Origin of the sequence: Rahnella sp. PAMC25617, assembly GCF_050606005.1 — a bacterium.
Lineage (GTDB): Bacteria > Pseudomonadota > Gammaproteobacteria > Enterobacterales > Enterobacteriaceae > Rahnella > Rahnella variigena.
Window position 1 is genome coordinate 225,223 of sequence record NZ_JBOCUM010000017.1, and the last position, 26,881, is coordinate 252,103.

Below are 26,881 nucleotides of genomic sequence, written 5' to 3' on the forward strand. Positions count from 1 at the left end.
TAATTTTTTGCTGCGCTAATTCGATCTTCTGCTGCGTTATTTCATTCAATTAAGGAATGATCATGAGCGAACCTTCGGTTTCCCATAATGCGGATAAACTGGTTAAAACACTCAGCACGCCGGTAATTTTTTTCGCTGCAATTAAAGCCATTATTGGCGGCGGCGTAATTGCACTGACTGGCGTTATTATTGCCAATACTGGCGGTGGAACACCCCTGGCATACTTAGTGGCATCATTAATTACCGTTCTTGCCGGTATTCCCTATGCAGTATTAGCGGCAACCTTGCCGGTGACCGGCGGAATATACAGCTGGCCTTCACGTTTAATCAGCCCGACATGTGGTTTTTTGGTGTTCTGGTTTTTCTCACTGACTCACGTTTCACTGTCGTTATATGCGCTGACCTGCTCTGATTATCTGATGGCCTTTTTTCCCAACCTGCCAAAAACAGCGGTCAGTTTCGTCATATTAACGGTCATTTATCTGGCAAATTTGCTTGGCGCGGCCCTCAGCGCCCGCCTGAGTATGATCCTCACGATTATCATGTTATGTGGCATGTTGCTGTTTGTCGGTGAAGGTATCGGGGAAGTGCAGATAGACAACTTCACCACCCTTTTGCCGAACGGCTTCGCGGCCTTTGCAACCTCGGTGGCCTTGCTGCTGTTTGTTACCAACGGTGCCTGTACGGTGGCAGAACTGGCCGGTGAAATGAAAAACCCGGCACGCGCAATTCCGGTGGCGATCATGGGTTCCACGGCGTTTGCTGCGCTGATTTATATGCTGGTTTCTGTCACCGCAACCGGAATTTTACCGCTATCAGAAGTGGCACATCAGCCGCTGACTGTGGTCGCAAAATCCTTCATGTCACCGGGATCTTTCCTGTTCTTCAGTATCGGCGCGGGGATTATCAGCATGCTGGGGATAACCAATGTGCAGATGTTGTGGGGCAGTAAAAGTTTGCTGGTGGCCTGCGATGACGGCTGGCTGCCGCGCAGCCTCGGGCGTGTAAGTCTTAAAACCCGCGTGCCGTATTTACTGCTGACCCTGCTGTATCTGATCGGGGTGATACCAATCCTGTGCGGTATTTCGGTGTCCAATATTGCCAGTGCCGCTGCAATCACCTTTCTGGCGGCACAAATCGTCTGCATTATCTGCTCGTGGCGGGTGCGCAAAACGCCCGTCTATCAGATGTCTTCTTTCCGTATATCACCTGCGTTACACATCATTACCGCTACGTTAAGTATCGCCATTCTGGGCTGCATGATTGTGATGTTACTTCGCGATACCGACAGTAAAACACTCAGCGTTATGGGTGTCTGGCTGCTTCTGGGTATCACTCTGATCTTTGTCCGCCGTAAGAATGTGATCACCAACCGCGTATTAGCCAGTGAGGGCGCAAAATGAAAACATTGACTGAATCCTGGATTTCTCAACCGATTACACTTGGTATTCGCCCGGTTATCGACGGACGAAGAATGGGCGTGCGTGAATCACTGGAAGCGCAAACTATGGCGATGGCCGAATCTGCCGCTGAGCTTATCTCATCGTGTATCCGTCATCCCGATGGCTCATCGCTGCGCTGCGTGATTGCCGAGACTACGATTGCCGGGCGCGCAGAATCGGCGCGTTGCGACGCGCTGTTTCGTCGTGAAAATGTCGGTCTGACCCTCACCGTCACGCCTTGCTGGTGTTATGGCGACGAAACGATTGACAACGATCCGCTGCGGCCAAAAGCCATTTGGGGATTTAACGGCACTGAACGTCCGGGCGTGGTCTATCTGGCGGCGGCGCTGGCCGCGCATAATCAGCAGGGGTTACCTGCGTTCGGCATCTCCGGACGGGATGTACAGGATGCCGATGACACCCATATTCCTGCGGATGTAGAGGAAAAACTGCTGCGTTTCGTTCGGGCAGGGGTGGTCGTCGCCAGTCTGCGTGGCAAAAGTTATTTGTCAGTGGGCAGTGTCTCAATGGGGATCGCCGGATCGATTGTTGATCATCACTTTTTTGCTGAAACATTAGGCATGCAGGTGCAAAGCGTTGATATGACGGAACTTCGCCGCCGCATAGACTGCGGTATTTATGACGAAAAGGAACTGGCACTGGCGATAAGTTGGGCAGAGGCTGGGTTTGTGTACGGCGAAGAGGTTAATCCGCCAGAATTTCAGCGTTCTGACAGCGATAAACGGCGGATTTTGCAAGAGTCACTGACGATGGCGTTGTGCTTACGCGACATGATGCAGGGTAACCCGCAACTGGCGGTGCGCGGCTTTAATGAAGAGGCGACAGGCTATAACGCCATTGCCGGTGGGTTTCAGGGGCAAAGGCACTGGACCGATCATTATCCGAATGCAGATATCGCAGAAGCCTTGCTCAACAGCAGCTTCGACTGGAATGGCCCCCGTCAGCCGATATTGATGGCGACAGAAAACGATAGCCTGAATGCGGTCTCAATGTTGTTTGGTCACTACCTGACCGGCAAGGCGCAAATCTTTGCCGATATGCGAACCTGTTGGTCGCCGCAGGCCGTTTTTCGCGTGACGGGACATCAGCTGGCGGGCAGGGCAGCTCAGGGAATTATCCATCTGATCAACTCCGGTTCTGCCGCGCTTGATGGCAGCGGTGCACAGCGCGATGAGCAGGGGCTGCCGACCATTAAACCACACTGGCAAGTGACGCCTGAAGACGCACAACGTTGTCTGGCGCAAACCCTCTGGTGCCCGGCAGTGCATGAATATTTTCGCGGAGGCGGTTTCTCATCGAACTTTCTTACGCCTGGCGATATGCCTTTCACCCTCAGCCGGATCAATCTTATCAAGGGCATTGGCCCCGTATTGCAATTGGCAGAAGGCTGGAGTGTGGAATTGCCGGAGGATGTACATCAGCAGCTGGATCAGCGTACTAATTCCACCTGGCCCACAACGTGGTTTACGCCGAGACTGACCGGACATGAACCCTTTAACGATGCCAGTACGATGATGAATTGCTGGGGAGCCAATCATGGGGTGCTAACGCCGGGTCATGTAGGTGCGGATCTGATCACTCTGGCTGCCATGTTGCGTATTCCTGTCTGTCTGCACAATTTGCCGGATGTACAACTCTTCCGTCCTTCTGCGTGGTCAGCGTTTGGGATGGACAAAGCAGGCCAGGATTACCGCGCCTGTCAGCACTATGGCCCGTTATACAAATAAATGACGAACGCGGTGCTGACCGGGAATCAATGATGCACCGCGGTATTCATTGTCTAAACGCTTTACGCTGGCCTTCTTCTTTCAGGTTTATGGAACCGTTTATGAAGATAAAGCAGGCACGCCATCTCTGCATTCTTGAACTCCTGGCACAGCAGGATGCGCTCAGCGTGAGTCAGCTCGCCCGCAGTTTACACGTCAGTCATGAAACCATCCGCCGCGATCTCGGGCAGCTACAAATTCAGGGGGAGATAATTCGCCGGCATGGTTGTGCAAAAAGCATCAATCAGACCCAGGATGTGGGGATCACTTTCGCGCAGCGAGCGAAAAGTCATATTTCACCGAAGGATCAGTTGGCTCAGCAAGCGTTATCCTATATTGAAAACGATATGACGCTGGCTCTGGATGCCAGCTCCACCTGCTGGTATTTAGCCAGAAAACTGCCCAATATCCCTCTGACGGTCTACACCAACAGCGTGCGTATCATGGAGACGCTGGTGCGACGTGAGAATATCCGGGTGATTGCGACGGGCGGGGTGCTTTCCCGTAAATATCAGGCGTACCTCAGTGATATCCCGCATCTGTTGGCTTTACTGCGATCACTGGAGATTGATCTGTTTATTTTCTCCTGTGAGGGATTAGACGGCGAAGGCGTGCTTTGGGACAGTAATGACAAAAATGCCCGCTTTAAAGCGCTATTGATCAAATACGCCGCACAATCACTGTTACTGATGGACAAGAGTAAGATCCTGCGTAAAGCCGGTGCGCCGATTTGCAACATAGAAGAGGTGGACATACGGCTGTTTGAACGCCAAAATGCGGCCGGTTGACTATTCCCCTTTTCATCCTCCTGCGGAGTAACCCATGGATTACGATTTTTTGCGCGACATCACCGGTGAGGTCAAAGTGCGTTTTTCAATGGGCCACGAAGTGCTCGGTCACTGGCTGAATGAAGAAGTGAAGGGCGACCTGAGCGTGCTGGATACCGTTGAAGCCGCACTGGCTGAGCTGAAGGGCAGCGAGCGCCAGACGCAAATGGTCGGCCACGAATACACGCTGCTGTTAGCCGACGATGAAGTGATGATCCGCGCCAATCAGCTGGATTTCGACGGCGATGAGATTGAAGAAGGCATGAGTTATTACGACGAAGAGAGTCTGGCGTTTTGCGGCGTCGAGGACTTTTTGCAAGTCCTCGCCAAATACCGTTCTTTCGTGACGACTTATCGATAAGGTCACGACTTATCGCTAAACCTTACTTGCTCCGCGAGGCGGTCCAGCACAGCAGCGAACCGCCGACCACCATTAGCACGCCCGGCCAGAAACTGGCGCCCGGCAACGTGTGCAGCCACAACCCGGCAATCAGAATCGATGACAGCGGCGTGAAATACGACAGCGCAGCCACCAGTGTGGCATTGCCTTTTTTCATCGCAATATCCCAGCACTGATACGAAATGGCCGTCACTGCGCCCATCGCCAGCAGTTCGAGAATAGCCGGCAGCGTCAGGCTGATGCGGTTCGATGAATAGGTAAAATACAACACCCACAGCACGGCACCCGTCGCCAGCAGAAACAACGGCAGCACGCCTTTGCCTTTACATAACACACGAACCAGATTGGAATACAGCGCCCATGAAACGGCTGCGCCCAGCGCCAGACTGTAGGCCACCGGATTGCCACGCACATTATGCAGCAACTGATGGATATCCAGTCCGTGCCCGCCGCTGATTGCCCACAGCACACCGGCAAACGCCAGCACCACGCCCGGCCAGATCCACCAGCGTACGCGTAATTTCAGCAGCGGAACCGCAAAAATCAGCGTCAGGCTCGGCCACAAATAATTGATAAGTCCCAGTTCCAGCGTTTGCTGACGGGTATGCGCCAGACCAATCGCCAGCGAAAACGCCACCATATAAAAGATAAACAGCAGACCGCAGACGATCAGATAAGCGGGCGATTCCCCGCGCAGGGAAGGCTTTCCGCCGACCATCCAGACCATAATTCCACTGACTGTATAAATCGATGCGGCGGCGCCAAAAGGCCCCAGAGATTCAGATAAACTGCGGGTGAGCGCCACGCTCATGCTCCACAATAAAATGGCGAGAACGCCAGCCAGCGTTGCGAAACGATCCATATGAAAGGTAAGCCTCGGGAAAAGGAGGCTTTTAAGATAAGCGATTGTCCCGGTGATTTACACCGGAACAATCCGCTTGAGGGCGCTTATTCGCTGGCATCATCAGAAGTAGAAACCGACTTCTAATCCCAGCGTGGAGGTGGTGGTCGCGGGCTGATAATAGCCGACGGTGCGTCCGTTCAGGTCACCCTGTTTCTCGTCCGACTTGCCGTATTTCTGGTGCACATAGCTGGCTTTCACAAAGACATCTTTGTTGATATTCCAGGTCAGGCTGGTGAATGGCGAGAGCTTAGATTTCGGCTCCAGCCAGACTGAACCCTGATTGCTGTGCGTCCAGGTTTTAATCGGATACAGTGCACCGCCTTCCAGACTCAGACGTGAATCTGCGGTCATCTGCCAGTTCGCACCCAGGGATGCTTTGGCATAAGGCTGCAGCGTGACTTCCACCGCGTTGTAATTGCGGGTGGTATTTTCCGAGGCAATATACACATCGTCAGAGCGGATGTTTCGCAACCATGCCTGGCCGCCGAGTGCGCCTTTCATATCGAAAGACACACTGTCGGATGCCCGGTAACGGTAGCCGCGCGTCATGTCCGCACTGTAACCGGTGTAGTAGGTTTTGCCTTTCAGTGATCCGTTCGGCACATTGGCCTGATCGTCCAGCGTACTGCCTTTATACCGGACGATCCCGAACATCACGCTCATGTCCCAGGCTTTTAATAATCCGCCGGGGGCATCGAGGTAATTATTGGATCCGAAATTAACACGCAGGCGCGGGCCATGTTCAGCAACATATTTACCGTCCATATTATCGACGGATTCGTCCCACTTATAATATTCAGCACCGTAACTCACATAGTGCCGCATCCCTTCAGTATTGCTGCCTAACAAACTTTCCCCGGCCCGGGAAACCCCGGAAACCAATAAAGAACTCGTGACCAGCAGGCTGGATACGGTCTTTAATTTACTCATTGTCATTTTTTATTTCTGCTTGCAGGTGGATGGAGCTGGTTGCTTAGTAAGCAATAGGAGGATGCTAATGGTCGGAGGGGGAGATATAAAGGTATTTATCTCTTTTTAAGAAAAAAGCGATCTTTTGATCTGCCATAAGCTAAATTATTGGTTATTTGTGAATTTTATTTGATTTATAGCCTGTATGTTATTTCTGGAATTTGGCTTAATACTGAGATTGATTGTTCAATAATTTGAGTTAAATAAGGATTTAATGACTGATTTAACATTAATTTGTCTTAAGGAGTATAGCGGGTTTTCAGATATGCCAGGATATTTTACTTAAGTAATTCTTATTGAGTTTAGAACGGAGAGAATATTTATTATCAGAATTTGTCTATACAAAAAAAGGCCGGACATTTTACTCATGTCCGGCCTTTTCTTTATTCAGCCCTGATCAGACTGACGGCAGATTGCGACCGTAATAGATTTCCTGCATTTCTTTGTACAGCAAATCGGTGATTTCCTTACGCTCCTGCGCGCTCAGTTCATCCGGTTTGGCATTGAAAAGATAATGTTTGAGATCGAACTCTTTCAGCAACATCTTGGTGTGGAAGATATTTTCCTGATACACGTTGACGTCCATCATGTCGTACAGCGCTTTCATATCCTGCGACATGAAGTTCTGAATCGAGTTAATGGAATGGTCGATGTAGTGTTTCACGCCGTTCACGTCGCGGGTAAAACCACGAACGCGGTAATCGATGGTGACGATGTCGGATTCGAGCTGATGGATCAGATAGTTCAGCGCTTTCAGCGGTGAAATTACGCCACAGGTCGAGACTTCAATGTCAGCGCGGAAAGTACACAGCCCGCCTTCGGGATGGCTTTCCGGATAGGTATGCACGCAGATATGGCTTTTATCCAGGTGTGCGACCACGGAATTCGGCAACGGACCCGGATGTTCTGTGTTATCGACATCACGCGGATCCATCGGCTCTTCGCTCACTAAAATCGTGACGCTGGCGCCCTGTGGTTCGTAATCCTGTCGCGCCACGTTGAGGATATTGGCACCGATGATCGAGCAGGTTTCGGTGAGGATCTCCGTCAAACGGTTAGCGTTATATTCTTTGTCAATGTAGGCAATGTAGCCATCACGATCGTCTGCGGTTTTGGCGTAGCAGATATCGTAGATACAAAAACTCAGGCTTTTGGTCAGGTTGTTGAAGCCATGCAGTTTCAGCTTTTGCAATTTAGTTCACCCCCTTATGGATGCAGTATCAGCGCGCGGCTGACAGGGCATTCAGTAAATATTGTGGCAGGGCAAAGCTGCCGTGATGAATCGCCGGATTGTAATAACGACAGGTGATATCTGCGGCGTCAAAGCGTGCCTGCAAGGTTGCGCTGTCGATCTGGCGATATTCCGGGCTGTTGGTCGCCCAGGCAAAGGTCATGATGCCGCCATAATAGGTCGGGATCGCGGCCTGATAGAAACTGACGTCACTGAAATAGTGGCTCAGTTTGGTGTGGCTGTTGACCGCTTCATCCTGCTGGAGGAAGCACACGCCATTTTGTGCCACGAAAATGCCGCCCGGTTTGAGACAACGGGCACAGCCTTCGTAGAACGCCGACGTAAACAGACTTTCTCCGGGGCCGATCGGATCGGTGCAGTCGGAGATGATCACATCATAGGTTTCAGCGGTCTGATTGACGAAGTTCACACCGTCGTCGATCACCAGGTTGAAACGCGGATCGTCATAGGCACCGGCATTATGGTTGGGCAGATACTGGCGGCAAAACTCCACTACGCCGGCATCAATTTCCACCATCGTCACCGATTCCACGCCTTTGTGGCGGCACACTTCGCGCAGCATTGCGCCGTCGCCACCGCCAATGATTAGCACCTTTTTCGCGTTGCCGTGGGCGAACAACGGCACATGGGTCAGCATTTCGTGATAGATGAATTCATCACGCTCAGTGGTTTGCACCACGCCGTCGAGCGCCATCACGCGACCCAGCGCGGCATTCTCGAAAATCACCAGATCCTGATGCTCGGTTTTGTCTCGGTATAACTCTTTATCGACGCTGAAGTACTGGCCAAAATGGGCGTGCAGCGTCTCATACCATATTTCTTTGGATGACGAGCTCTGGGACATGTTGTTGTTTCTCCTGATCAATCGCAGCCATAAAAATGGGCGCACATGATAGCTAACTCTGCCGGTCCATGCACGGTTTCAGACCAACCCGTTTAGGTTAAGTGTAGCTGAGGCAGACGTGGTACGGGTAACAGAGGGAAGGGGAAGCGGCTCCGGCAACAAAATGACGGAGCGCAAAGCGCGTAAACAGGCTTAAAAATTAGTTGGTGTAGGCCAGCAGACTCAGGGAATCACGCGCCAGAGATTTGCATTTGGTCGGTTTAGGGACGGCAATCCCGCTCAGATCGCGGTAGCTGTCTTCGCCCATCGACTGCATATTAAAGCTGTTGTAATTGCTCAGATCCCAGCGGTTTTGCTGGGCGAAAAACACGATCGCCCGTTTGATTTGGGTATTCGGCAACTGTTCGTAACCGCAGTTGTTTTTCAGATAAACGAAAACGGCAGTCAGATCCGCCAGATCTTCCGCTTCTGATTCACTCAGCGCCTGACTGGCGGAGGAGAAGCCAAGCAGCGACAGTAATAGCAAACACAATGTTGTTTTTTTCATCGGCGTGTTCTTGTTCTTTTAGATAGAAAGTCAGAAAGACTTGGCTCACAAACAGTGAAAAGGACGTTACCATATTTGCACTGAGCGGCACCAAATTTCTTTTCCCGCTGCGCCGCTTGACCTTCCCCTTAGGGGAAGGGTTAGGCTGTCGTACTATTATGGCACGCTTACGCCATCCGTCTGGCAATTGCCCTCATAAGGACTGAAAAATGAACCGTCGTGATTTCGTAAAATGGACAACCCTGATGGGGGCCGCCAGTACGCTGCCCGGCTGGAGCCGCTTCGCGCTCGCCGCAGATCGCCCTGCATTACCCATTCCTGCGCTGCTGGAACCGGATATCCGTAACGCCATTATGCTGACGTTGCAGCGCGGTCAGAGCCAGTTTCTGCCGGGTGTAAACACCGAAACCTGGGGCGTTAACGGTAATCTTCTCGGCCCGGCGCTGCGTATCCGTCGCGGCAAACAGGTCGATGTCACCGTCAATAACCGTCTGGATGTTGCCAGCACCGTTCACTGGCACGGGCTGGAAATCCCCGGTGACGTCGATGGCGGTCCTCAGGCACTGATCGCTCCAGGTCAGAAAAGAAAAGTCAGTTTCACACTCGATCAGCCAGCGTCGACCTGCTGGTTCCATCCGCATCCGCATCAGACCAGCGGTTATCAGGTGGCGATGGGTCTGGCCGGTATGGTGCTGATTGAAGATGAAGCCAGCGACCTGTTGCAGATCCCTAAACGTTGGGGCGTGGATGATATTCCGGTCATTTTGCAGGATAAACGCCTGAACGACGCCGGACAGATTGATTATCAGATGGACGTGATGACCGCGGCTGTCGGCTGGTTCGGGCAACATATGCTGACCAACGGCGCGGTGTATCCGCAGCACGGTATTTCCCGCGGCTGGGTGCGTTTTCGTCTGCTCAATGGCTGTAATGCACGCTCGCTGCACATCGCCACCAGTGACCAGCGGCCGATGTACGTCATCGCCAGCGACGGCGGTTTCCTGCCTGAACCGGTGAAAGTCAGCGATTTATCCTTGCTGATGGGCGAGCGTTTTGAAGTGCTGATTGATTGCAGCGACGGCAAAGCCTTTGATCTGGTTACGCTGCCGGTGAAACAGATGGGCATGACGCTGGCACCTTTCGACAAACCGTTGCCGGTGCTGCGTATTCAGCCGACGCTGACGCAAAGCGGCAGTTCTCTGCCGGACACGCTGGTCCCGCTGCCGGCGCTGGTGTCCGTCGATAATCTGCCAACCCGCTGGCTGCAACTGATGATGGATCCGCAACTGGATCAGCAGGGCATGGCGGCGCTGATGAAACGCTATGGTCACAAGGCAATGGCCGGCATGAGCATGGATCATGGCGGCGGCGATATGGCGGCAATGCCGGGCATGTCGGGTTCAGAACATGAGGGTCACGGCAGCATGGCGGGTATGGATATGAGCAAATCGTCCGCCGGTTACGACTTCATGCAGGGCAACAAAATTAACGGCAAAGCCTATGACATGAATGTACCCGCTTTCGATGTGAAACAAGGCCAGTACGAAAAATGGACCATTTCCGGCGAAGGCGACATGATGCTGCATCCTTTCCATATCCACGGCACGCAGTTCCGTATTCTTTCTGAAAATGGTCAGCCTGTGCCGCCGCACCGGCAGGGCTGGAAAGATATCGTGCGCGTTGAGGGTGCCCGCAGTGAAGTTCTGGTGCGCTTCAACCATCTGGCCAATAAACAACATGCTTATATGGCGCACTGTCATCTGCTGGAACATGAAGATACCGGCATGATGCTTGGATTTACGGTGTCGGCGTAACGGGTTTTACTTTCTGTAGTTTCTTAAAAGTTTCTAAAAATAAGCTGGCCTGAGACGTTCCTCCGGTCAGTCTCACCCCTCTTTCTTCCTGCTCCCTTCTTCTTCCTGTAATGCCCCTTGATTATCAATCTTTCAAATTGAAAGGTTAAACTTTCAAAATGTGATCAATATATAATTAATATAAATTCATAATGATTATATTTTCAGCGTGGAGTAACAAAACATGAAAGCGTAAACCCACGATCCCCTACAGGAGAAGATGATGATTGATGTAATAACGCACGGTGCCGAGTGGTTTATCGGCCTGTTTCAAAAAGGCGGTGAGGTGTTTGTCGGGATGGTCACCGGCATCCTGCCTCTCTTAATCAGTTTGCTGGTAGTCATGAACGCGCTGATTGTTTTTGTCGGACAACGGCGAATCGAACGTCTGGCACAGCGCTGTGCTGGCAATCCGATTTCGCGCTACCTGCTGCTGCCGGTGATTGGCACCTTTGTTTTCTGCAACCCGATGACCCTCAGCCTCGGGCGCTTTATGCCCGAAATCTACAAACCCAGCTATTACGCCGCTGGCTCTTACAGCTGCCATTCCATGAACGGTCTCTTCCCGCACATCAACCCCGGCGAACTGTTTGTGTATCTCGGCGTTGCCAGCGGGCTGACCACGCTGGGACTGCCGCTCGGACCGCTGGCCGTCAGTTATTTCCTGGTCGGTATGGTGACCAATTTCTTCCGCGGCTGGATAACGGATCTCACCACTCGCATCTTCGAACGCAAGATGGGCATTCAGCTGGATCGTCAGGTGCAGCTGTAGGCAGGTTCCAGTCTATTCAAAATCCAATTCTAAAAACCGGAGCAGAAAATGAGCGTTACGATCCGTATTAACCGGGGTGAAGGTGGCTGGGGTGGTCCGCTGTTGATTGACGCGGTGCCCGGCAAAAAAGTGGTGTATATCACGGCGGGCACGCGCCCGGCGATTGTCGACAAGCTGGCGGAACTGACCGGCTGGGAAACGGTGGATGGTTTTAAAGAAGGCGAACCTCCGGCGGAAGAAATCGGTGTGGCGGTTATCGACTGCGGCGGCACGCTGCGCTGCGGCATTTATCCTAAACGGCGCATCCCGACCATAAACATCCATTCGACCGGCAAGTCCGGCCCGCTGGCGCAGTTTATTACCGAAGACATTTACGTTTCCGGTGTCCGCGAGAATGACATTGTTATTGAAAGCACAGACGCCGCGGAACCGGTAACGACGACGCCGAAACCGGCTGCGTCTGCGGCAGGGCGCGACTACGACACCACCAAAAAAATCACCGAACAGAGCGACGGCCTGCTGGCGAAAGTCGGTATGGGTATGGGCTCCGGCGTCGCCGTGTTGTTCCAGGCCGGACGCGACACCATCGATACCGTACTTAAAACCATCCTGCCATTTATGGCGTTCGTGGCGGCGCTGATCGGCATCATTATGGCCTCCGGGTTGGGGGATCTGGTGGCGCACGGGCTGACGCCGCTGGCGAAAAGCCCGGTCGGGCTGGTGATGCTGGCGCTGATCTGTTCCTTCCCGCTGCTATCTCCTTTCCTCGGCCCCGGCGCGGTCATTGCGCAGGTTATCGGTGTGCTGGTGGGTGTGCAGATCGGGCTGGGCAATATCCCGCCACATCTGGCGCTGCCTGCACTTTTCGCCATCAACGCTCAGGCGGCCTGCGATTTCATTCCCGTCGGATTGTCGCTGGCCGAAGCCAAACAGGACACCGTGCGCGTGGGCGTGCCCTCGGTGCTGGTCAGCCGTTTTCTGACCGGCGCACCGACGGTACTTATCGCCTGGGCCGCTTCCGCTTTCATCTATCAGTAAGGAGTCATCGTGCAAACCATTTATCAGACCACTATCACGCAAATCGGCGACTTCGCGCGTGAGGCGCTGACCGACCAGATGCTGATCACCTTCCGTGAAGGCGCACCGGCAGACATTCAGGATTATTGCTTCATTCATCAGCACGGGAAAACCGAAGGGGAATTGCACCGCGGCGCTTACATGGAACTTGCCGATGTGCGATATCCGGTGACCGCCGTGGGCGACGTGGCGATGCAAAACCTGCGCGAGCTGGGGCATATCACCCTGCGTTTTGACGGCAGTGCCGAGGCTGAATTCCCCGGCAGCGTCCATGTAAAAGGCACCACGCCCGACGATATTCCGCTGGGCAGCGTATTGAAATTTATCGATTAACTATCAGAATCAGGAGTCAGTTATGGAACAGGTTGCAGTCGTAATCGGCGGGGGACAGACGCTGGGCGCATTTCTCTGTCAGGGGCTGGCTGAATCCGGCTATCGCGTGGCGGTGGCGGATCTGAATGAGAAAAATGCCGCGTCGGTGGCAGAACAGATTAACCAGCAGTTTGGTGAGGATCGCGCATTCGGATTTACGGTCGATGCCACGAATGAGGCCAGCGTAGAGCAACTGGCGAAAGCGGTGGATCAGACGTTTGGCAGGGTCAGTTTGCTGGTGTACAGCGCGGGAATGGCGAAAGCATCGCCGATCACCGACTTCGCTCTCAACGACTTTGATCTCTCACTGCAGGTCAATCTGGTGGGGTATTTCCTCTGTGCCCGTGAGTTTTCCCGTCTGATGATCCGCGACCGTATTCCGGGACGGATTATCCAGATCAACTCTAAATCCGGCAAAGTGGGCAGCAAACATAATGCCGGTTACAGCGCGGCAAAATTCGGCGGCGTCGGGCTGACGCAGTCTCTGGCGCTGGATCTGGCGGAATATGGCATCACCGTGCATTCACTGATGCTGGGTAATTTGCTCAAATCGCCGATGTTCCAGTCATTATTGCCACAGTACGCCAAAAAGCTTGGCATTAAGGCCGATGAAGTCGAGCAATATTACATTGATAAAGTGCCGCTGAAACGCGGGTGCGACTATCAGGATGTGCTGGATATGCTGCTGTTTTACGCCAGCGATAAAGCTTCATATTGCACCGGTCAGTCGATCAATATCACCGGTGGTCAGGTGATGTTCTGATGCCATCCGCCCCTGTTTTGCAGGGGCGGATGACTATTTTAATGAGCAAATCATGTTACTCAGAAAGTCATGTTAAGGAGAAAAGATGACCCCGACTTCGGCATTAATCCTCTGTGCGGCACTGGCCTGGGTGGCGCAAATCGCGCTGGGCTGGTGGCAGTTGCAGCGCTTTAACCGGGCATTCGACAAGTTGTGTTTGCAGGGCAATGTGGGCGTCGGGCGTTCCGGCGGACGTTTCAAACCGAGAGTGGTGCTGGCGCTGGCTTTCGATCAACAGGAAAAAGTCTGTGACGGATTTTTACTGCGCGGCCTGACGATTTTTGCCAGCCCTCAGCCGGTTTCATCGCTTAATGGCATGAGCCGGGAACAATTGATGACAGGTGTGATCTTCCCGAAAGATCCGAATATTCAAACTGCACTATCATTAGCGATTGAACCGAAATCATGATATTTTCACTTTAAAAGCTATTATCTTTCAAAAAGAATGATAGCAGTGAATTTATCTTAAAATTTGAGCGAAAATCGTGATGAAACCTAAGCAACGGCAGGCGGCGATACTGGAGCACTTGCAGCAATTTGGAAAGACGGCGGTGGACGATCTCGCCGCGCATTTCGCCACAACCGGCACCACTATTCGTAAAGATCTCACCCTGCTGGAAGAAGAGGGCGCAGTGATCCGCACTTACGGCGGCGTGGTGCTGAGTCGCGAGGAAGGTGATCAGCCTATTGATCGTAAAACACACATCAATACCGGCAAAAAACTGCGCATCGCCCGCGCGGCCATTCAGGAAATTCAGGACGGCGACTCGCTGATTTTCGATGCGGGCAGTACCGTGATGCAGATGGTGCCTTTCCTGAGTCAGTTCAATAACATCACTGTCATGACCAACAGCCTGCATATCGTCAATGCGCTGGTGGAGCTGGATAACGACCAGACCATCCTGATGCCGGGCGGCACCTACCGCAAAAAATCTTCTTCCTTCCACGGCAGCCTTGCAGAAAGCGCCTTTGATAAATTCAACTTCGATAAACTGTTTATCGGCGCTGATGGCGTTGATCTCGACGGCGGTGTCACCACATTCAACGAAGTTCACGGCGTCAGTCAGGCGATGTGTAAAGCGGCTGAACGTCTTTTCCTGCTGGTGGATTCGTCAAAATTTGGCCGTAAAAGCCCGAATGTGGTGTGCCATCTAAGCAAGGTCGATACGCTGATCACGGACAGCGGGTTAAGCCAGCAATATCGTGATGCCATCGAAAAGTTGGGGATCCGCATTATTTTAGTCGGGGAAGACGATGAGTGACGCATTACTAAATTACGCACGTGAAACGCTGGAGATTGAAATAGAAGAAGCCCGCCGGTTACTGACGCGGCTGGATGATAATTTCCTCTGCGCCTGCCGCTTATTGCTGAACTGCACAGGTAAAGCCGTCATTTCCGGTATGGGAAAATCCGGTCATATCGGCAAGAAGATTGCGGCCTCACTGGCCAGCACCGGCACACCGGCGTTCTTTGTGCATCCCGCCGAAGCGCTGCACGGCGATCTGGGCATGATCGGCAGTGAAGACGTGATGATTTTTATTTCCTATTCCGGCCGGGCAAAAGAGCTGGATCTGATCCTGCCATTGTTAAAAGAAAACCAAACCCGTCTGATTGCCATCACCGGCGGCAAAGATTCGCCGCTGGCGCTGGCAGCCGATTGTGTGCTGGATATCAGCGTTGAGCGCGAAGCCTGCCCGATGGGACTGGCACCGACCTCGAGCGCGGTAAATACCTTAATGATGGGCGATGCGCTGGCGATGGCGCTGATGCGACACCGTGGTTTTGGCGCGGAAGACTTCGCCCGTTCACATCCCGGCGGCAGTCTGGGGGCGCGTTTGCTGAATCGCGTGCATCATCTGATGCGTTCCGGCGATCGTCTGCCGGTGGTCGACAGTCAGAAAAATGTCATGGACGCGATGCTGGAACTGAGCCGCACCGGCCTGGGTCTGATTGCGGTATGCGACGCCAGCCTGCATGTGGTTGGCGTGTTCACCGATGGCGATTTACGTCGCTGGCTGGTCAAAGGCCACAGCCTGCACGACCCGCTGGCCGATGCCATGAGTCGTCCCGGTTATCAGCTTCCGGCACAATGGCGGGCAGGCGAGGCACTCGAAGCCCTGCATCAGCAAAATATCAGCGCCGCGCCGGTGGTCGATAGCGAAGGCGTGCTGGTCGGTGCGATCAACCTGCATGACCTGCATCAGGCCGGTATTGGCTGACACCGGCGTTACTCCCCGGCGGGTTCTTTGATATAATCCTTTCCACTATATGGTCGCTGCTTTCCTAAAAAGCAGCGATAAATATTCTTAAATCAGGTGGTTAGTCTTTATATGAAACATCGCGTTGACGTCATGATTTCCGAACAGGAAGTCAAAACCCGAATTGCCGAGTTGGGCCGTGAAATCACCGAACACTACCGCGACAGCGGTAGCGAAATGGTGCTGGTTGGATTGCTGCGCGGTTCGTTCATGTTCATGGCTGACCTGTGTCGCGCCGTGGATGTACCGCACGAAGTGGACTTCATGACCGCCTCAAGCTACGGCAACGGCATGTCCACCACCCGCGACGTGAAGATCCTTAAAGATCTCGACGAAGACATTCGTGGTAAAGATGTGTTGATCGTCGAAGACATCATCGACTCCGGCAATACGCTGAGCAAAGTGCGTGAAATCCTGCAATTGCGCGGCCCGAAATCTCTGGCTATCTGCACACTGCTGGATAAACCGGAACGCCGCGAAGTTGACGTTAAAGTCGAATACGTCGGCTTCCCGATCCCCGACGAATTCGTTGTCGGTTACGGCATCGACTACGCCCAGCGTTATCGTCATCTGCCGTATGTTGGCAAGGTTGTGATGCTGGACGAGTAGCGATTCACAACGAGTATTTTTGCAACGGCTTCCTAATGGAAGCCGTTTTTGTATGTCATTATCGAATATATTTTTAATCAATGAACAGTGTGGTAAATAAATACTTAATTCAACTCATGAATAATTAACGAGTATCGTTTTTTCATGTGGTAATAGCTATTTTATAAGAGTATTTTTTTGAAGTGGCGGATGATTATTCAATGAGTAAGTGAGTTTTTTAAATGAATAGGTAATGCGTTCTTATTTTACAAGGATGAATATTATGACGTGGGAATATAACCAAAGCACGGGTGAATTGAAACATAACGGACAACTTTTCAGACAGGGTTATAGTGGGCACGGTGCCGGGATAAATAATCCAGCTATGGAGTCAGTGAATAGTCAGGGTCCGATCCCAAAAGGGTATTATCGTATAACGGGTGCGCATAACACCGTCACGCCAGTCACTATTATTCTGGAGCCTATTCTGGAGCCTATTCTGGGGACTAATACGTATGGGCGAGATCTATTCCGTATCCATGGCGGCTCAAGGAGTGGGGGGCGTACTGCATCGAATGGTTGCATTATCATCGATGGCGTAAGTAATCGCGAACAAATCATGAACAGTGGTGACACGATCTTGGTGGTCAAATGAAAATTGTATTCTCTCTTTTGCTTTTACTTTCTTTTTCAGCAGCCGCCACGACCCAAATAACATCCGTGGAGTTAACTCAGCAGATCAAAACTCAGGGCGCCAGAGCGGTTATCACCGATTTGTACAAAGATGGCGAATCCCAATGGCTGTATGTGCTGACTAAAATAGGCAGTGGTGAACAAAACTGGCTGGACGTGGCTGCATTATTAGCGCCCGGTAGTGATGCTGATTCAGCGGAGTCGCTTGCTACTGCCGCTGCCACGGCAATTCCACATAATCCCGCAGGTGTGCTCTCCCTTCTTAAAGGTGGGGCTTTACCCTTCAGTACCGATAATGTATGTGCTTTACCCTTTTATAGCATCAAAGAACCGGAATTTAACCAATATGTCGTTGATGCAATTCAGGCTCTTTATAAGGTTCCGAACAGCAAAGCGTGTATCGATACTATTGTGAATGCTATCGGGCAATCAAACGGATTTGCAGAGGACAATTAATATGGGCATTCCTGTTTATATGTTTTTGTATGATGATGGCGGCAATATTATTAAGGGTGGCGTTGACATTCGAGGCCGTGAATACAGTGTGGAAGTGTCAGGACTGCATCACAGTGTACATATACCAACCGATAAACATAACGGTAAATTCACCGGAACCTGCCAGCACCTGCCATTCCTGATAGAAAAAGAAATCGATTCATCTTCCCTCTATCTCTACAAAGCGCTTTCTACGGGGAAAACGCTGAAGCGTGTGGAACTGAAATATTATCGAATCAACGATGCAGGGCAAGAGGTGGTATATTTTACTATTCTGCTGGAAAACGTGAGAGTCGTTAACCTGATGCCCGTGATGTTTGATATCAAAGATCCTGCAAGAGAAAAATTTAATCATATGGAAATCGCAGAATTTCGTTATGAGAAGATTACCTGGCTCTACCTCGATGGAAACATTCAACACAGTGATGCCTGGAACGAAAGGGCGACGGCATAGCCAGCGCGCGGCCTATGATGTAAAAAACCTCACTGAAACGCATAATCTTTGTGCCTAAAATCGAATTTAATAATATGAATTAAATGTATTTTTTCATTTTAGTGTCCAGACACTAGTCACATTGACAAGTAAGCCCCGTTTATTCGGGGCTTTTGCTTTAGTGCATCTGGAAGGATTGCTGCTGATGTTTATCAGGATGCAACTGAACAGCGTGAGCCATTAGACGGTGGCTGCAACCTGTTCATTTACGCACCAAACGGTAAGCCGGACGGGATCAAGATTCTGCCGTTAAGTGAAGTCGCGACTAAAGACGATGTCTTTGACATCAGGAAAGCCAGCCAGAATGATCTGCTTCCCATTGATCAAGACACCGCAATATAAGTTATGCCATGAGAGATTCTACTTTCACACAAAGCTGCCTGTCATGCCTGCTCAAATAAACAGGCATAGTGATAGGGGGGCGGGCGGACCCCATAATAGCCCTCTGGAGTAAGGCAAGAAAAAAGCCACCTGCGGATGCGGATGGCTTAGGTGAGTCAGTGAATTCAGATTGTTATCAGAAAGCGTAACGCACCTTAACGGCAACGCTTTGGCTGAAGAAGCTGGAGCGTTGCTCTGAATCATACTGAACGGTGCCGTCCAGTTGGTCAGTGAACTTGGCGGTCACGCCTACACCCGCCATCCCAATCCACGGGCTCTGCTCCATGCTCTGGTAGGTGATCGGGGTATCAGGGCTGCCGGTAAATGCGATTCGGTTGGCGCTACGATCATTGATGGTGTCATACCCCACACCAGCCGTCGCATGAACGTTCACAATGTCAGACACCTGTAAACCCAGCTTGGCTTTGGTGGAAACAATCATCGCTTCAAGGGTCTGCCCATCCACATTCAGGCTCAGATCGCTGGCATTTTTCTCGGTGTAACCTTTGTCCTTGATACTGTAGTAGTCGCCACGCACTATCGGCGTCAGGGTCAAATTGTCAGTCAGATTGAAGATGCTCTGTAAACCGAGGCCCGCCTGCACGTTATGGCTGTCGTAGCTGGAACGCGCCACGCCGCCAAAAGCCAGGTCAGACGAAGACGGGTTAATGATGTTCAGGTAACGATTACCGTCAACGGTGTCGCGGCCGTAGCCCGCTTTCCAGGTCAGGGATGTGGCCGGGGTGAAGTCAAAGCTGCCATAAAGCAAAGTATTCCAGCTTTCAATCTGCGCATCATGGCGGAAATCGTCTGAAGTATCCTTCACATCGGTGCGGCTGGTGCCCACTGCCACGCCCACGCGAAGCTGTTCTAATACCGGCACATCGGCACCAATGGCGATACCGCGAGTATCAGATTTATAACCATCCAGACCACCACGTTGTTCCTGGTTATCCCAGCGACCTACCGGTCTGATCCATAAGTACTTCTCGGGATTAAACTCTTCGTATTGACCAAACTCACGCACGGAGTCCTGACGAGAGTCCACAATATCGCCAAAAGCACGCGCATTATTTAACTCGGCATAGGGCAGCATACCGTTCATCAACGGCCCTAACTGCACCACGTTACGGTAAACCTGTTGTGCATTGGATGAGGACGTGATGGCACAGACCGTCGCTCCTAACGCGCCAGAGCAATAGCTGGACTCGTTACCGTTGCCGCTGGTTTCCGGGGTTGTGCCGGGAATAGTACCCGAACCAGTGCCTTCGCCAGCGGAAGTCGTTTTGGCTATAATCTGGTCGATAGCGCCACCGATACGGGAAGCCGTCGGTGAGGCGGTTTGCGTGGTGACCGCTTCTTTTACGCTGGTAAGTCCCGTATCGACGATGCGTAATGAGTAACTCGTGGGCGTCAGCTCCTGCACAAACTGGAAGCGCAGAGAGTCATCAATCACCGATGTCGGTGTGCCCACAATACTCGGGGCGGTAACCACATCACTCAATACATCACCATTGCTAAAGTCCAGGCTACCATTGGTGACCACAATGGTATTACCCGCCAGCGATGCCGTTCCGCCAACCTGCAGTTGCCCATAATTAGTGGCATTCTCAGCCTGCAGAGCTAAGAAGGCATCTGAAGACTGGCTGTAGTTGGCGACTCGTGAAGGGGAATTATTATTGAGCAAATCAAACAGACCACTGTTGCTCATATTCGTTGTGGGAGCATCAACCCTGCCAATAATAATGCCTTCATTATTGATGCCGTTATTCACGGTGCTGGTTTCGCTGACACGGATCGCATCCCCTTCGATTGAACCAATAACGCCGCGGTTAAGCAGTAAATTGGTTCTGCTGGTATCGTCAAGGGTAATCCCTCCGCGCCCGGCAGCAATAATCCCATCGTTGATAATGTGTGAAACTTGCGCGTTATCTTGCAACGAAATGCCACTGTCTGCCGCTTCAATTATCCCGGCGTTATCAATGGTACCGGTTGAATCACGGCTAAAGTTAATACCATCGTCAGTCTCAGAGTAGATCACACCTGAGGAGCGGTTTACCACCGCGACGTCGTCAGCCGTAGTTGTGGCCGTATCAACGAAGATACCGGAACCGCTCGGGCCGTTTGCTGTGATGCTTCCGCTATTGTTAATTGTGATGTTCCGGCTCTCTCCTGTTACCCAGATACCATGGGATTGAGCACCGGTAGTGGTAATAACTCCATTGTTATTTAAGGTGCTATTGCCGATGTTTGCATCTAACAGGATCCCTGAACTGACGTTCCCCGTTGTACTTAACTGTCCATTATTGGTAATCGTGCTATCAAAAACACCAGACAGATGGACGGCGTTGGAATTGCTGCCCGAAGTGCCTACGAAGGCGTCGTTGATTAAAGTGAACCCACTGAGGGTTTCTAAAGCCACACCATCACTGGTGATAGCGTCAGTTGTAATATTGCCCTGGTTTTGAAGGCTGCTGGATGAGGTAGTGAAATAAAAAGCAGGCGTATCCTGTGCAGTAAGAGCAATTTGCGTACGAGGAATAATCGTCGCTGTGATACCACTTGCATCAGTAAAGGATTGCTGCGTATTTATTATTCCATCACAGATTATGCTTACGTCATTCCCCGCTGCGGGACTACAGGCTGCCAGAGCATTCACAGGGTTAAATAACCCATAGCTGCCAGCGATCCCACTAAAGAGAAATAACTTCATTTTTGTTTTCAAAAATATATCCTTCCCCAGAAAAATTAATCATTAAAAATAATGAGCAAAAAGGGTGCAGAACCGCCCCAGAAGTAATGCTCACAGATAATAGTAGGCGGGGAAACGATAATAGCCAGCCAAAAGGCTATTGATTATATTTCGGATGGGATAACGATATTCCAGGGAGGTAATCGTTGATTTTACCGACGCAGTCATTTACCCGCCCGGCTCAGGCCAGCATCGGCGTCAAATACACACCGCATATAACTCATTGATTTATAGTGATCGCGTTGTAAGTGCAGGAAAAATAAATGATAAAAAAGGCACATTTTTGTGCCTTTGAAAACGATGTTAACTATATGAATTAAATGGATTTATTCATTTCAGTGTCCACGCATTGACCACATCGACACAAGAAGCCCCGTTTATTCGGGGCTTTTTCTTTAGTGCATCTGTAGGGATTGTTGGCTATGTTTGTCCGGGTGAAGCAGCACGGCATGAACCGTACCTGGCTCGACGATGATGTCCGCAATCGACTCATGAGTTTTAAACGTACAACTGCAATTAATGTTCTGACACTGATGATAACGTTCTTTGGTGTTGGTGCTGAGGTAGCGACTTGAACGTACGTGGGCGGCGTGCTGGCATTTCGGGCAGTGCATCATAATAATCACCATGTAATCAAATTAAATCAATTTCAATCATTATATGCATTGTTAATTATCATACATCCAGTATTACAATGATTTACTTATGCCAGACTCAATCAAAACTGTTATCAGGAGTCCCCTGATGAAACACTATTTGCCAGCCGTAGCTTTCTGAGTAAACCCAGAATGATGAACGCAGTGCCCGACGACAGTCCTCTTTTCCCTTGGTACTATAAGTAAGAATTACATGGGTACTATCGATCTCAATAAGGGAATAATTAAAGCCAAGAATTTCAGGCGTATCAGTCTCTGTAAGTAGAGACTGAATGACTTTTGTGCGGTTAACCAGGTGCCCAGAATAAGTTATTTCCGTGAAATCAGAGTGTAAGACCCTGTCCAGCCACAATGGGTCATGCCTTCTCACTGTGTGTAAACTATCTTCAAGTATTTTAATTTTATCTAAAAGCATCACAATCTTCCTAATAACGGCGCTCATTACAATTGATGATAGTGATGTATTTTTAATTAATCCCCATCATTTTCAATCGCCTCATAACTCACATCTGACAGCAACACTTCTAGATTCAACGTCGTCACAAATCCACTGCTGCCCAGACTGTGCGTCACTTTGCTGATTATCCAGGGCTGCGCGTCGATCACGGATTTAAATCCGGACACCGCCACCGGCGTCTCAGGGAATAAATCAGCGCGTCCGCGAGCCAGGGAGATCGAGAACTCGGCGACACCGCGCTGGAGTTTGTCCCACTTCGCCTGAGCTGCCCGCATGGCGGCCTTTTGCGTAGCGTAAATGGTGGTAAGCGCAAACACGTTTTCATCACTGCCCGCCAGGTAATCCCCTTCCTTTGCCTCCGGCGTTTTCTGCACCTTTGCGCTGACCTTCTTCGCCTTCGGATGTTGCAGGGCGCGCAGGTACTGCACTTTCGGTTTGCGCTGTACCTTCACCTTTTTCGGCTTCGGGTCTTTGGTATGCAGCCAGCTTGCCGATACGCCGGTATAGGCTCCACGGTCAGCGATATTAAACGTGTGCCCGTCGCCGTCGCTGCGGATAATCGTCATCTGCGGGATGGGTTTCCCGCTGGCAGTCTTTGCCGCACCAGGCTTGATAAACAGCAGGCTGCCCGCCTTGATGGCGACAACCGCGCCGTTCAGCTCCGCCAGGCGCGTGATAAATTTCGCGTCCGTTTCCTGGGTCTGGTCGATGTGCGACACCGGCACGCCCCTGAAAGGTTCCGCAATCGCGGGCTTGAGGTTGTTGCGCGCCGCCACGGCGGACACCACCGCTTCCAGCGTCGTGTCGTGATAGGAGCTGTCGCGGCGGGAATTCAGGCTGCCGCGATAGTCCGCACTGCGGGCGCGGATGGTCAGCGTGTCCGGCGTGCCGCGATGCTCTACCTCATCCACGGTAAAGTCGCCTTTGTTCGTCAGTGCCTGACCTTTCCAGCCGAGCGCGATATTAATCACCGCGCCGCGTGGCGGCATGTCCAGCAGGCCGTCCGTGTCGCTCAGCTCAATGTCGAGCTGGTCAGCCTCAAAGCCACGATTATCGGTGAGCGTCAGCGAGATCAGCCGGTTGCTGACGTCCTGGGTGATGTCTTTGCCGCCGACGGTCACCGTGTAGTCCGGAGCAAACAGCGCACCGGCTCCGATGGTCATATTTGTAATCACAGCAGCCCCCCAAGCTGTCCGGTTAAACCACCTGCCTGATCCAGCAGCCCGTCGGCCTGGGCTTTCATATCGCCGAACATCGCCGCCAGTGATTCATCCACGCGGGTCAGCGTCAGCGTGAATTCAATCCGGCGGGCGGCACCGTTGGAAAAATGTTCCGTGTGGGTTTCGCTGACGCTGTTCACCACGAACATCCCGTAAATGGTGCCGCTGCCTTCCAGCAGAGGCCACGCCTTGCCCTCGTCAGCCATCAGGTTCAGAGCCATCAGGGAAAGCCGTCCGCCGGTGATTTCCGGCATCAGCACGCCGGACAGGGTAATTTTCTCCTCATTCACGCCGAGGAACTGCGGCAGCGGACGCAGGCCGACGCGGTTATTCGCAGGCCAGCGGTAATCGACGTCGCGCTGCAAACTTTGGTAAGGGACGGTCTGCAACTGAAACACAAACAGACCAAGCGTTAACATCATGCGGACATCTCCTTAATCATTATCCATGCGGGAACGTTGCTGTGCGGCGCGGGCGCGGTCACGGGCTTCCAGCTCAGCACGGATCTGGCGGCTGGTATCCTGGACGCCTAAACCGGCACCGGCGGCAATGGTGTAATGGTGCGTGCTGCGGTCGATATAGCTGCGCCCGCCGCCGACGGATACCGGCGTGTAACCGCCGCCCAGCAGGCCGCCCGACGGTGGGGCAATCAGGGCGGGATTATCCAGCGGGTGCACTTGCGGATCCCCGTCGCCGGATTGTTTCGAACGCCGGTCAGCTTTGTCCGCCGTTTTATCAATGTCTGCCGATTCATCCTTGATGATGCCGAGTTTCTCCAGCAGCCAGTCCACGCCCGAACGCAGTTTATTAAACGCCTGTAACGGCGCGGTCAGCGCGTTGGCGATGGCCTGCCCGAACATCACGCCGGTGTCCTTGCAGTTATTCAGCGTTTCCTGCGTGGATTTGACCGGTTCAATCAGGTCTTTGAACCACTGCCAGACCATTTTTAGTTTGTCGCCCAGCCAGTCAAACACCGGCTTTAGCGGCGCAAACAGTTCCTTCACCGGCGCGAACGCAATGCCCAGTCCTTCAATCACCCCCGCAAAGAAGGCGCTGATCGGTTCCCAGTATTTACGGATAAGCAGCGCACCGGCGACAATCGCCGCCGCAACGGCAAAGACAGGCCAGGTCAGTCCGCCAATCGCGGTGATAATGGCGCTGCCGACTGTGCCGAGGATTGTCCAGAGCATACTGGCGGCAGCAACGATCAGATTGATACCACCGATAACCGGACCCGCCACCAGGCCAAACACGCCGAGCGCGCCGATAATCAGCAGCGCACCGCCCGCAATTTTACCGAGCGTCGTCGCCAGGGCTTTATTGTTCACAATCCACTTATCGAGTTTCAGCACGTAGCCGGTGGCGGTCTGCACCAGTTTGCGCAGGGAGGAATCCTGCTGATCGAACAGGTCAGTGCCGACGGCCTCATAGGCTGACTGAAATTCCTTAAAGTCGCCGCTGAGGTTGTTCTGCATCACCTCCACCAGCGCCTTGGTTTTGCCGTCCGAGGTTTTGAATGCCTGGGTAAGCTTGTCGAGCTTGCCCGACGTTGCCCCATCCATCAGCACCATCGCCGACGAGCTGGCCTCTTCACCAAAGATGGCTTTCATGTACTGCGCACGCTGCGCATCGCCGAGCTTGTTTTTCGCAAAGCTCTTTTGCATTTCTTTCAGGATGACAAACAGCGGGCGCATGTTGCCTTTGCTGTCCGCCGTTTTCACCTTCAGCTCACCGAGCGCCGCCGCGGCGGTGCCCGTGGGTGCCTGTAAGCGGGTAATGACCGCACGGGCACCGGTGCCCGCCATCGAGCCGGTGATTTTGGCATCCGCCAGGGCGGCCGCCATCGCGGCGGTTTCTTCGACGCTGATACCGGCCTGTTTCGCCACCGGTGCGGCATAGGTCATGGTGTCTGACAGCCCCTCAAAGGTGGCGGCTGATTTATTCATGGCGGTAGAAAGCACGTCGCCGATGTGAGACACGGTGTCATTGGTCATGCCAAACGCGGATTTGACGCCCATCAGCAGGGTGGCGTTTTCCTCCATGGTGCGCTTGTTTGCCAGGGACAGATTCAGGATGGTCGGCGTCGCCGCCAGAATGCCGTCCTTGTCCGCGCCGGATTTCGCGACAATGATTTGCGCGGCGGCGGCATCATACGCAGAGGCGGCAGTGTTGTCGCCGAGCTGCCGCGCCTGGGTGCGCAGCGCGGTCATATCGGCAGAGTCTTTTTCTAATCCTAACGTTGCCTGTAACTCTGAGTTTTTCAGGGCAAAGTCATAGCCGGGCTTGAGCATCCCGGCACCGGCTACCGTGCCCGCCGTCGCAATGCCGACACCGGCGGCACCTGCACCTGTCACGCTACCGGCGAACTGTTTACCGGCCTGATAACGCCCTCTTACCGCGTTGAGTTTGGCCTGCTGCGCGCTGACGCGAGCCAGGGATTCACGCTGGCGGTTGAGCTGCGCCGTAGTTTCGCTGATGGAGGTTTTCAGGCGGCGTTCAGACTCGGACAGCGTGCGCGTGCTGATACCCGCCTGACTGAGTTCCGTGCGCTGACGCTGCACCGACTGCCGCAGCCCGTTGAATTGGGTCTGCAACTGGGCGGCGGTGCGTTTCGCGGACTCCATCGCCTGTGCCTGTGCGCGGGTCGGGTTAGCGGTGTTTTTGAACTGGATAGCCAGCGCCGCCGCTTCCGCTTTGGCGTCTTTGAGTTTCTGGCTGGTCACGCCCAGCTGCGCACTGGATTTCCTGAAACCGTCAATCTTTCCGGCCTGAGCGTTCAGGTCTTTGAGCGTGTTCTGTGAATTGCGAATATCTCCGGACAGCGCCTTACTGGCGTTCTGTACCGCTTTAAACGGGCGGGTCGCCTGGTCAACCGCCTTTAACAACACCTCTAACTTTACGTTACTCACTGTCGGTGGCTCCGCTGCGCTGCATGGCCTTATGACGCCACACCAGCAGCTCGGTCAGCGTCATCGGGTTCAGTTCTGACGGCGGCCAGTGAAAAATCACCGCCACGTCCGCCATCAGGTCATCAACGGT

27 protein-coding genes and 1 pseudogene are annotated in these 26,881 nt (G+C 52.5%); 17 read left to right on the forward strand and 11 right to left on the reverse strand.

Features of this window, described 5'->3' with window-relative positions; translation table 11 throughout:
- Positions 1 to 62 precede the first annotated feature (62 nt).
- From ACM615_RS20145 to yacL, 4 genes are all read left to right on the forward strand, one after another.
- Complete coding sequence (locus ACM615_RS20145; protein ID WP_431012400.1) at positions 63 to 1,403, forward strand: APC family permease; 1,341 nt, start codon at positions 63 to 65, stop codon at positions 1,401 to 1,403.
- Positions 1,400 to 3,190 (forward strand): L-fucose isomerase, encoded by a 1,791-nt coding sequence (locus ACM615_RS20150; protein WP_431012401.1) that lies wholly within the window; start codon positions 1,400 to 1,402, stop codon positions 3,188 to 3,190. Before ACM615_RS20145 ends, ACM615_RS20150 begins: the two co-directional genes overlap by 4 nt.
- A gap of 107 nt (positions 3,191 to 3,297) precedes the next feature.
- Positions 3,298 to 4,017, forward strand: coding sequence for an L-fucose operon activator (gene fucR, locus ACM615_RS20155; RefSeq protein ID WP_369920231.1), 720 nt, complete (start codon positions 3,298 to 3,300; stop codon positions 4,015 to 4,017).
- A gap of 34 nt (positions 4,018 to 4,051) precedes the next feature.
- Positions 4,052 to 4,417, forward strand: coding sequence for a protein YacL (gene yacL, locus ACM615_RS20160; protein ID WP_112286909.1), 366 nt, complete (start codon positions 4,052 to 4,054; stop codon positions 4,415 to 4,417).
- Positions 4,418 to 4,439: 22 nt separating this feature from the next.
- Here yacL and yddG read toward each other — a convergent pair whose 3' ends face one another.
- The 5 genes from yddG to ACM615_RS20185 all read right to left on the reverse strand — a co-directional run bounded on the left by yddG (position 4,440) and on the right by ACM615_RS20185 (position 8,972).
- Positions 4,440 to 5,318 (reverse strand): aromatic amino acid DMT transporter YddG, encoded by an 879-nt coding sequence (gene yddG / locus ACM615_RS20165; protein ID WP_431012402.1) that lies wholly within the window; start codon positions 5,316 to 5,318, stop codon positions 4,440 to 4,442.
- A gap of 102 nt (positions 5,319 to 5,420) precedes the next feature.
- Positions 5,421 to 6,290, reverse strand: coding sequence for a hypothetical protein (locus tag ACM615_RS20170; protein ID WP_243701097.1), 870 nt, complete (start codon positions 6,288 to 6,290; stop codon positions 5,421 to 5,423).
- Positions 6,291 to 6,726: 436 nt separating this feature from the next.
- On the reverse strand, positions 6,727 to 7,521 hold the full coding sequence (gene speD, locus ACM615_RS20175; RefSeq protein WP_112286906.1) for an adenosylmethionine decarboxylase: 795 nt from the start codon (positions 7,519 to 7,521) through the stop codon (positions 6,727 to 6,729).
- A gap of 28 nt (positions 7,522 to 7,549) precedes the next feature.
- Positions 7,550 to 8,425: a polyamine aminopropyltransferase gene (speE, locus tag ACM615_RS20180; protein ID WP_112286905.1), complete on the reverse strand. Its 876-nt coding sequence runs from the start codon at positions 8,423 to 8,425 to the stop codon at positions 7,550 to 7,552.
- A 199-nt stretch (positions 8,426 to 8,624) separates the two neighbouring features.
- Positions 8,625 to 8,972, reverse strand: a complete 348-nt coding sequence (locus ACM615_RS20185) for a YacC family pilotin-like protein (RefSeq protein WP_095924682.1) — start codon at positions 8,970 to 8,972, stop codon at positions 8,625 to 8,627.
- A gap of 209 nt (positions 8,973 to 9,181) precedes the next feature.
- Here ACM615_RS20185 and cueO point away from each other — a divergent pair, with 209 nt between their 5' ends.
- The 13 genes and pseudogenes from cueO to ACM615_RS20250 all read left to right on the forward strand — a co-directional run.
- Positions 9,182 to 10,786, forward strand: a complete 1,605-nt coding sequence (gene cueO / locus ACM615_RS20190) for a multicopper oxidase CueO (RefSeq protein ID WP_113876373.1) — start codon at positions 9,182 to 9,184, stop codon at positions 10,784 to 10,786.
- A 262-nt stretch (positions 10,787 to 11,048) separates the two neighbouring features.
- The gene (gene srlA / locus ACM615_RS20195) at positions 11,049 to 11,597 is read left to right on the forward strand and encodes a PTS glucitol/sorbitol transporter subunit IIC (RefSeq protein WP_112286903.1); all 549 of its coding nucleotides are present in this window, start codon (positions 11,049 to 11,051) and stop codon (positions 11,595 to 11,597) included.
- 48 nt (positions 11,598 to 11,645) lie between these two features.
- The gene (srlE, locus tag ACM615_RS20200) at positions 11,646 to 12,635 is read left to right on the forward strand and encodes a PTS glucitol/sorbitol transporter subunit IIB (RefSeq protein WP_129639743.1); all 990 of its coding nucleotides are present in this window, start codon (positions 11,646 to 11,648) and stop codon (positions 12,633 to 12,635) included.
- 9 nt (positions 12,636 to 12,644) lie between these two features.
- Complete coding sequence (gene srlB, locus ACM615_RS20205) at positions 12,645 to 13,007, forward strand: PTS glucitol/sorbitol transporter subunit IIA (RefSeq protein ID WP_112286901.1); 363 nt, start codon at positions 12,645 to 12,647, stop codon at positions 13,005 to 13,007.
- Positions 13,008 to 13,029: 22 nt separating this feature from the next.
- A complete protein-coding gene (gene srlD, locus ACM615_RS20210; RefSeq protein WP_113876375.1) occupies positions 13,030 to 13,809 on the forward strand; it encodes a sorbitol-6-phosphate dehydrogenase in 780 nt (259 codons plus the stop codon).
- Positions 13,810 to 13,894: 85 nt separating this feature from the next.
- Positions 13,895 to 14,257, forward strand: coding sequence for a transcriptional regulator GutM (gutM, locus tag ACM615_RS20215; protein ID WP_431012403.1), 363 nt, complete (start codon positions 13,895 to 13,897; stop codon positions 14,255 to 14,257).
- A gap of 79 nt (positions 14,258 to 14,336) precedes the next feature.
- Positions 14,337 to 15,110, forward strand: coding sequence for a glucitol operon DNA-binding transcriptional repressor SrlR (srlR, locus tag ACM615_RS20220; RefSeq protein ID WP_112286898.1), 774 nt, complete (start codon positions 14,337 to 14,339; stop codon positions 15,108 to 15,110).
- On the forward strand, positions 15,103 to 16,068 hold the full coding sequence (gene gutQ / locus ACM615_RS20225) for an arabinose-5-phosphate isomerase GutQ (protein WP_431012404.1): 966 nt from the start codon (positions 15,103 to 15,105) through the stop codon (positions 16,066 to 16,068). Before srlR ends, gutQ begins: the two co-directional genes overlap by 8 nt.
- A gap of 111 nt (positions 16,069 to 16,179) precedes the next feature.
- Complete coding sequence (hpt, locus tag ACM615_RS20230) at positions 16,180 to 16,716, forward strand: hypoxanthine phosphoribosyltransferase (protein ID WP_101075215.1); 537 nt, start codon at positions 16,180 to 16,182, stop codon at positions 16,714 to 16,716.
- A gap of 262 nt (positions 16,717 to 16,978) precedes the next feature.
- A complete protein-coding gene (locus ACM615_RS20235; protein ID WP_431012405.1) occupies positions 16,979 to 17,350 on the forward strand; it encodes a tlde1 domain-containing protein in 372 nt (123 codons plus the stop codon).
- Positions 17,347 to 17,844, forward strand: a complete 498-nt coding sequence (locus ACM615_RS20240) for a hypothetical protein (protein ID WP_240783369.1) — start codon at positions 17,347 to 17,349, stop codon at positions 17,842 to 17,844. Before ACM615_RS20235 ends, ACM615_RS20240 begins: the two co-directional genes overlap by 4 nt.
- 1 nt (position 17,845) lies before the next feature.
- Positions 17,846 to 18,337, forward strand: a complete 492-nt coding sequence (locus ACM615_RS20245) for an Hcp family type VI secretion system effector (RefSeq protein WP_431012406.1) — start codon at positions 17,846 to 17,848, stop codon at positions 18,335 to 18,337.
- A 228-nt stretch (positions 18,338 to 18,565) separates the two neighbouring features.
- A pseudogene (locus tag ACM615_RS20250) lies at positions 18,566 to 18,691 on the forward strand (phage portal protein); the annotation flags it as partial.
- A gap of 202 nt (positions 18,692 to 18,893) precedes the next feature.
- Here the strand turns inward: ACM615_RS20250 and ACM615_RS20255 are convergent.
- The 6 genes from ACM615_RS20255 to ACM615_RS20280 all read right to left on the reverse strand — a co-directional run bounded on the left by ACM615_RS20255 (position 18,894) and on the right by ACM615_RS20280 (position 26,866).
- A complete protein-coding gene (locus tag ACM615_RS20255) occupies positions 18,894 to 21,179 on the reverse strand; it encodes an autotransporter domain-containing protein (RefSeq protein WP_431012407.1) in 2,286 nt (761 codons plus the stop codon).
- A 725-nt stretch (positions 21,180 to 21,904) separates the two neighbouring features.
- A complete protein-coding gene (locus ACM615_RS20260) occupies positions 21,905 to 22,126 on the reverse strand; it encodes a DNA-binding transcriptional regulator (RefSeq protein WP_431012408.1) in 222 nt (73 codons plus the stop codon).
- Positions 22,127 to 22,636: 510 nt separating this feature from the next.
- Entirely contained in the window at positions 22,637 to 23,785 is a 1,149-nt protein-coding gene (locus ACM615_RS20265; RefSeq protein WP_431012471.1) for a phage late control D family protein, read from the reverse strand.
- 8 nt (positions 23,786 to 23,793) lie between these two features.
- On the reverse strand, positions 23,794 to 24,264 hold the full coding sequence (locus ACM615_RS20270) for a phage tail protein (protein WP_113876558.1): 471 nt from the start codon (positions 24,262 to 24,264) through the stop codon (positions 23,794 to 23,796).
- 12 nt (positions 24,265 to 24,276) lie between these two features.
- Positions 24,277 to 26,751: a phage tail tape measure protein gene (locus ACM615_RS20275; protein WP_431012409.1), complete on the reverse strand. Its 2,475-nt coding sequence runs from the start codon at positions 26,749 to 26,751 to the stop codon at positions 24,277 to 24,279.
- Complete coding sequence (locus ACM615_RS20280; RefSeq protein WP_112150974.1) at positions 26,744 to 26,866, reverse strand: GpE family phage tail protein; 123 nt, start codon at positions 26,864 to 26,866, stop codon at positions 26,744 to 26,746. The genes ACM615_RS20275 and ACM615_RS20280 overlap by 8 nt, the downstream gene beginning before the upstream one ends.
- Positions 26,867 to 26,881: the final 15 nt, after the last annotated feature.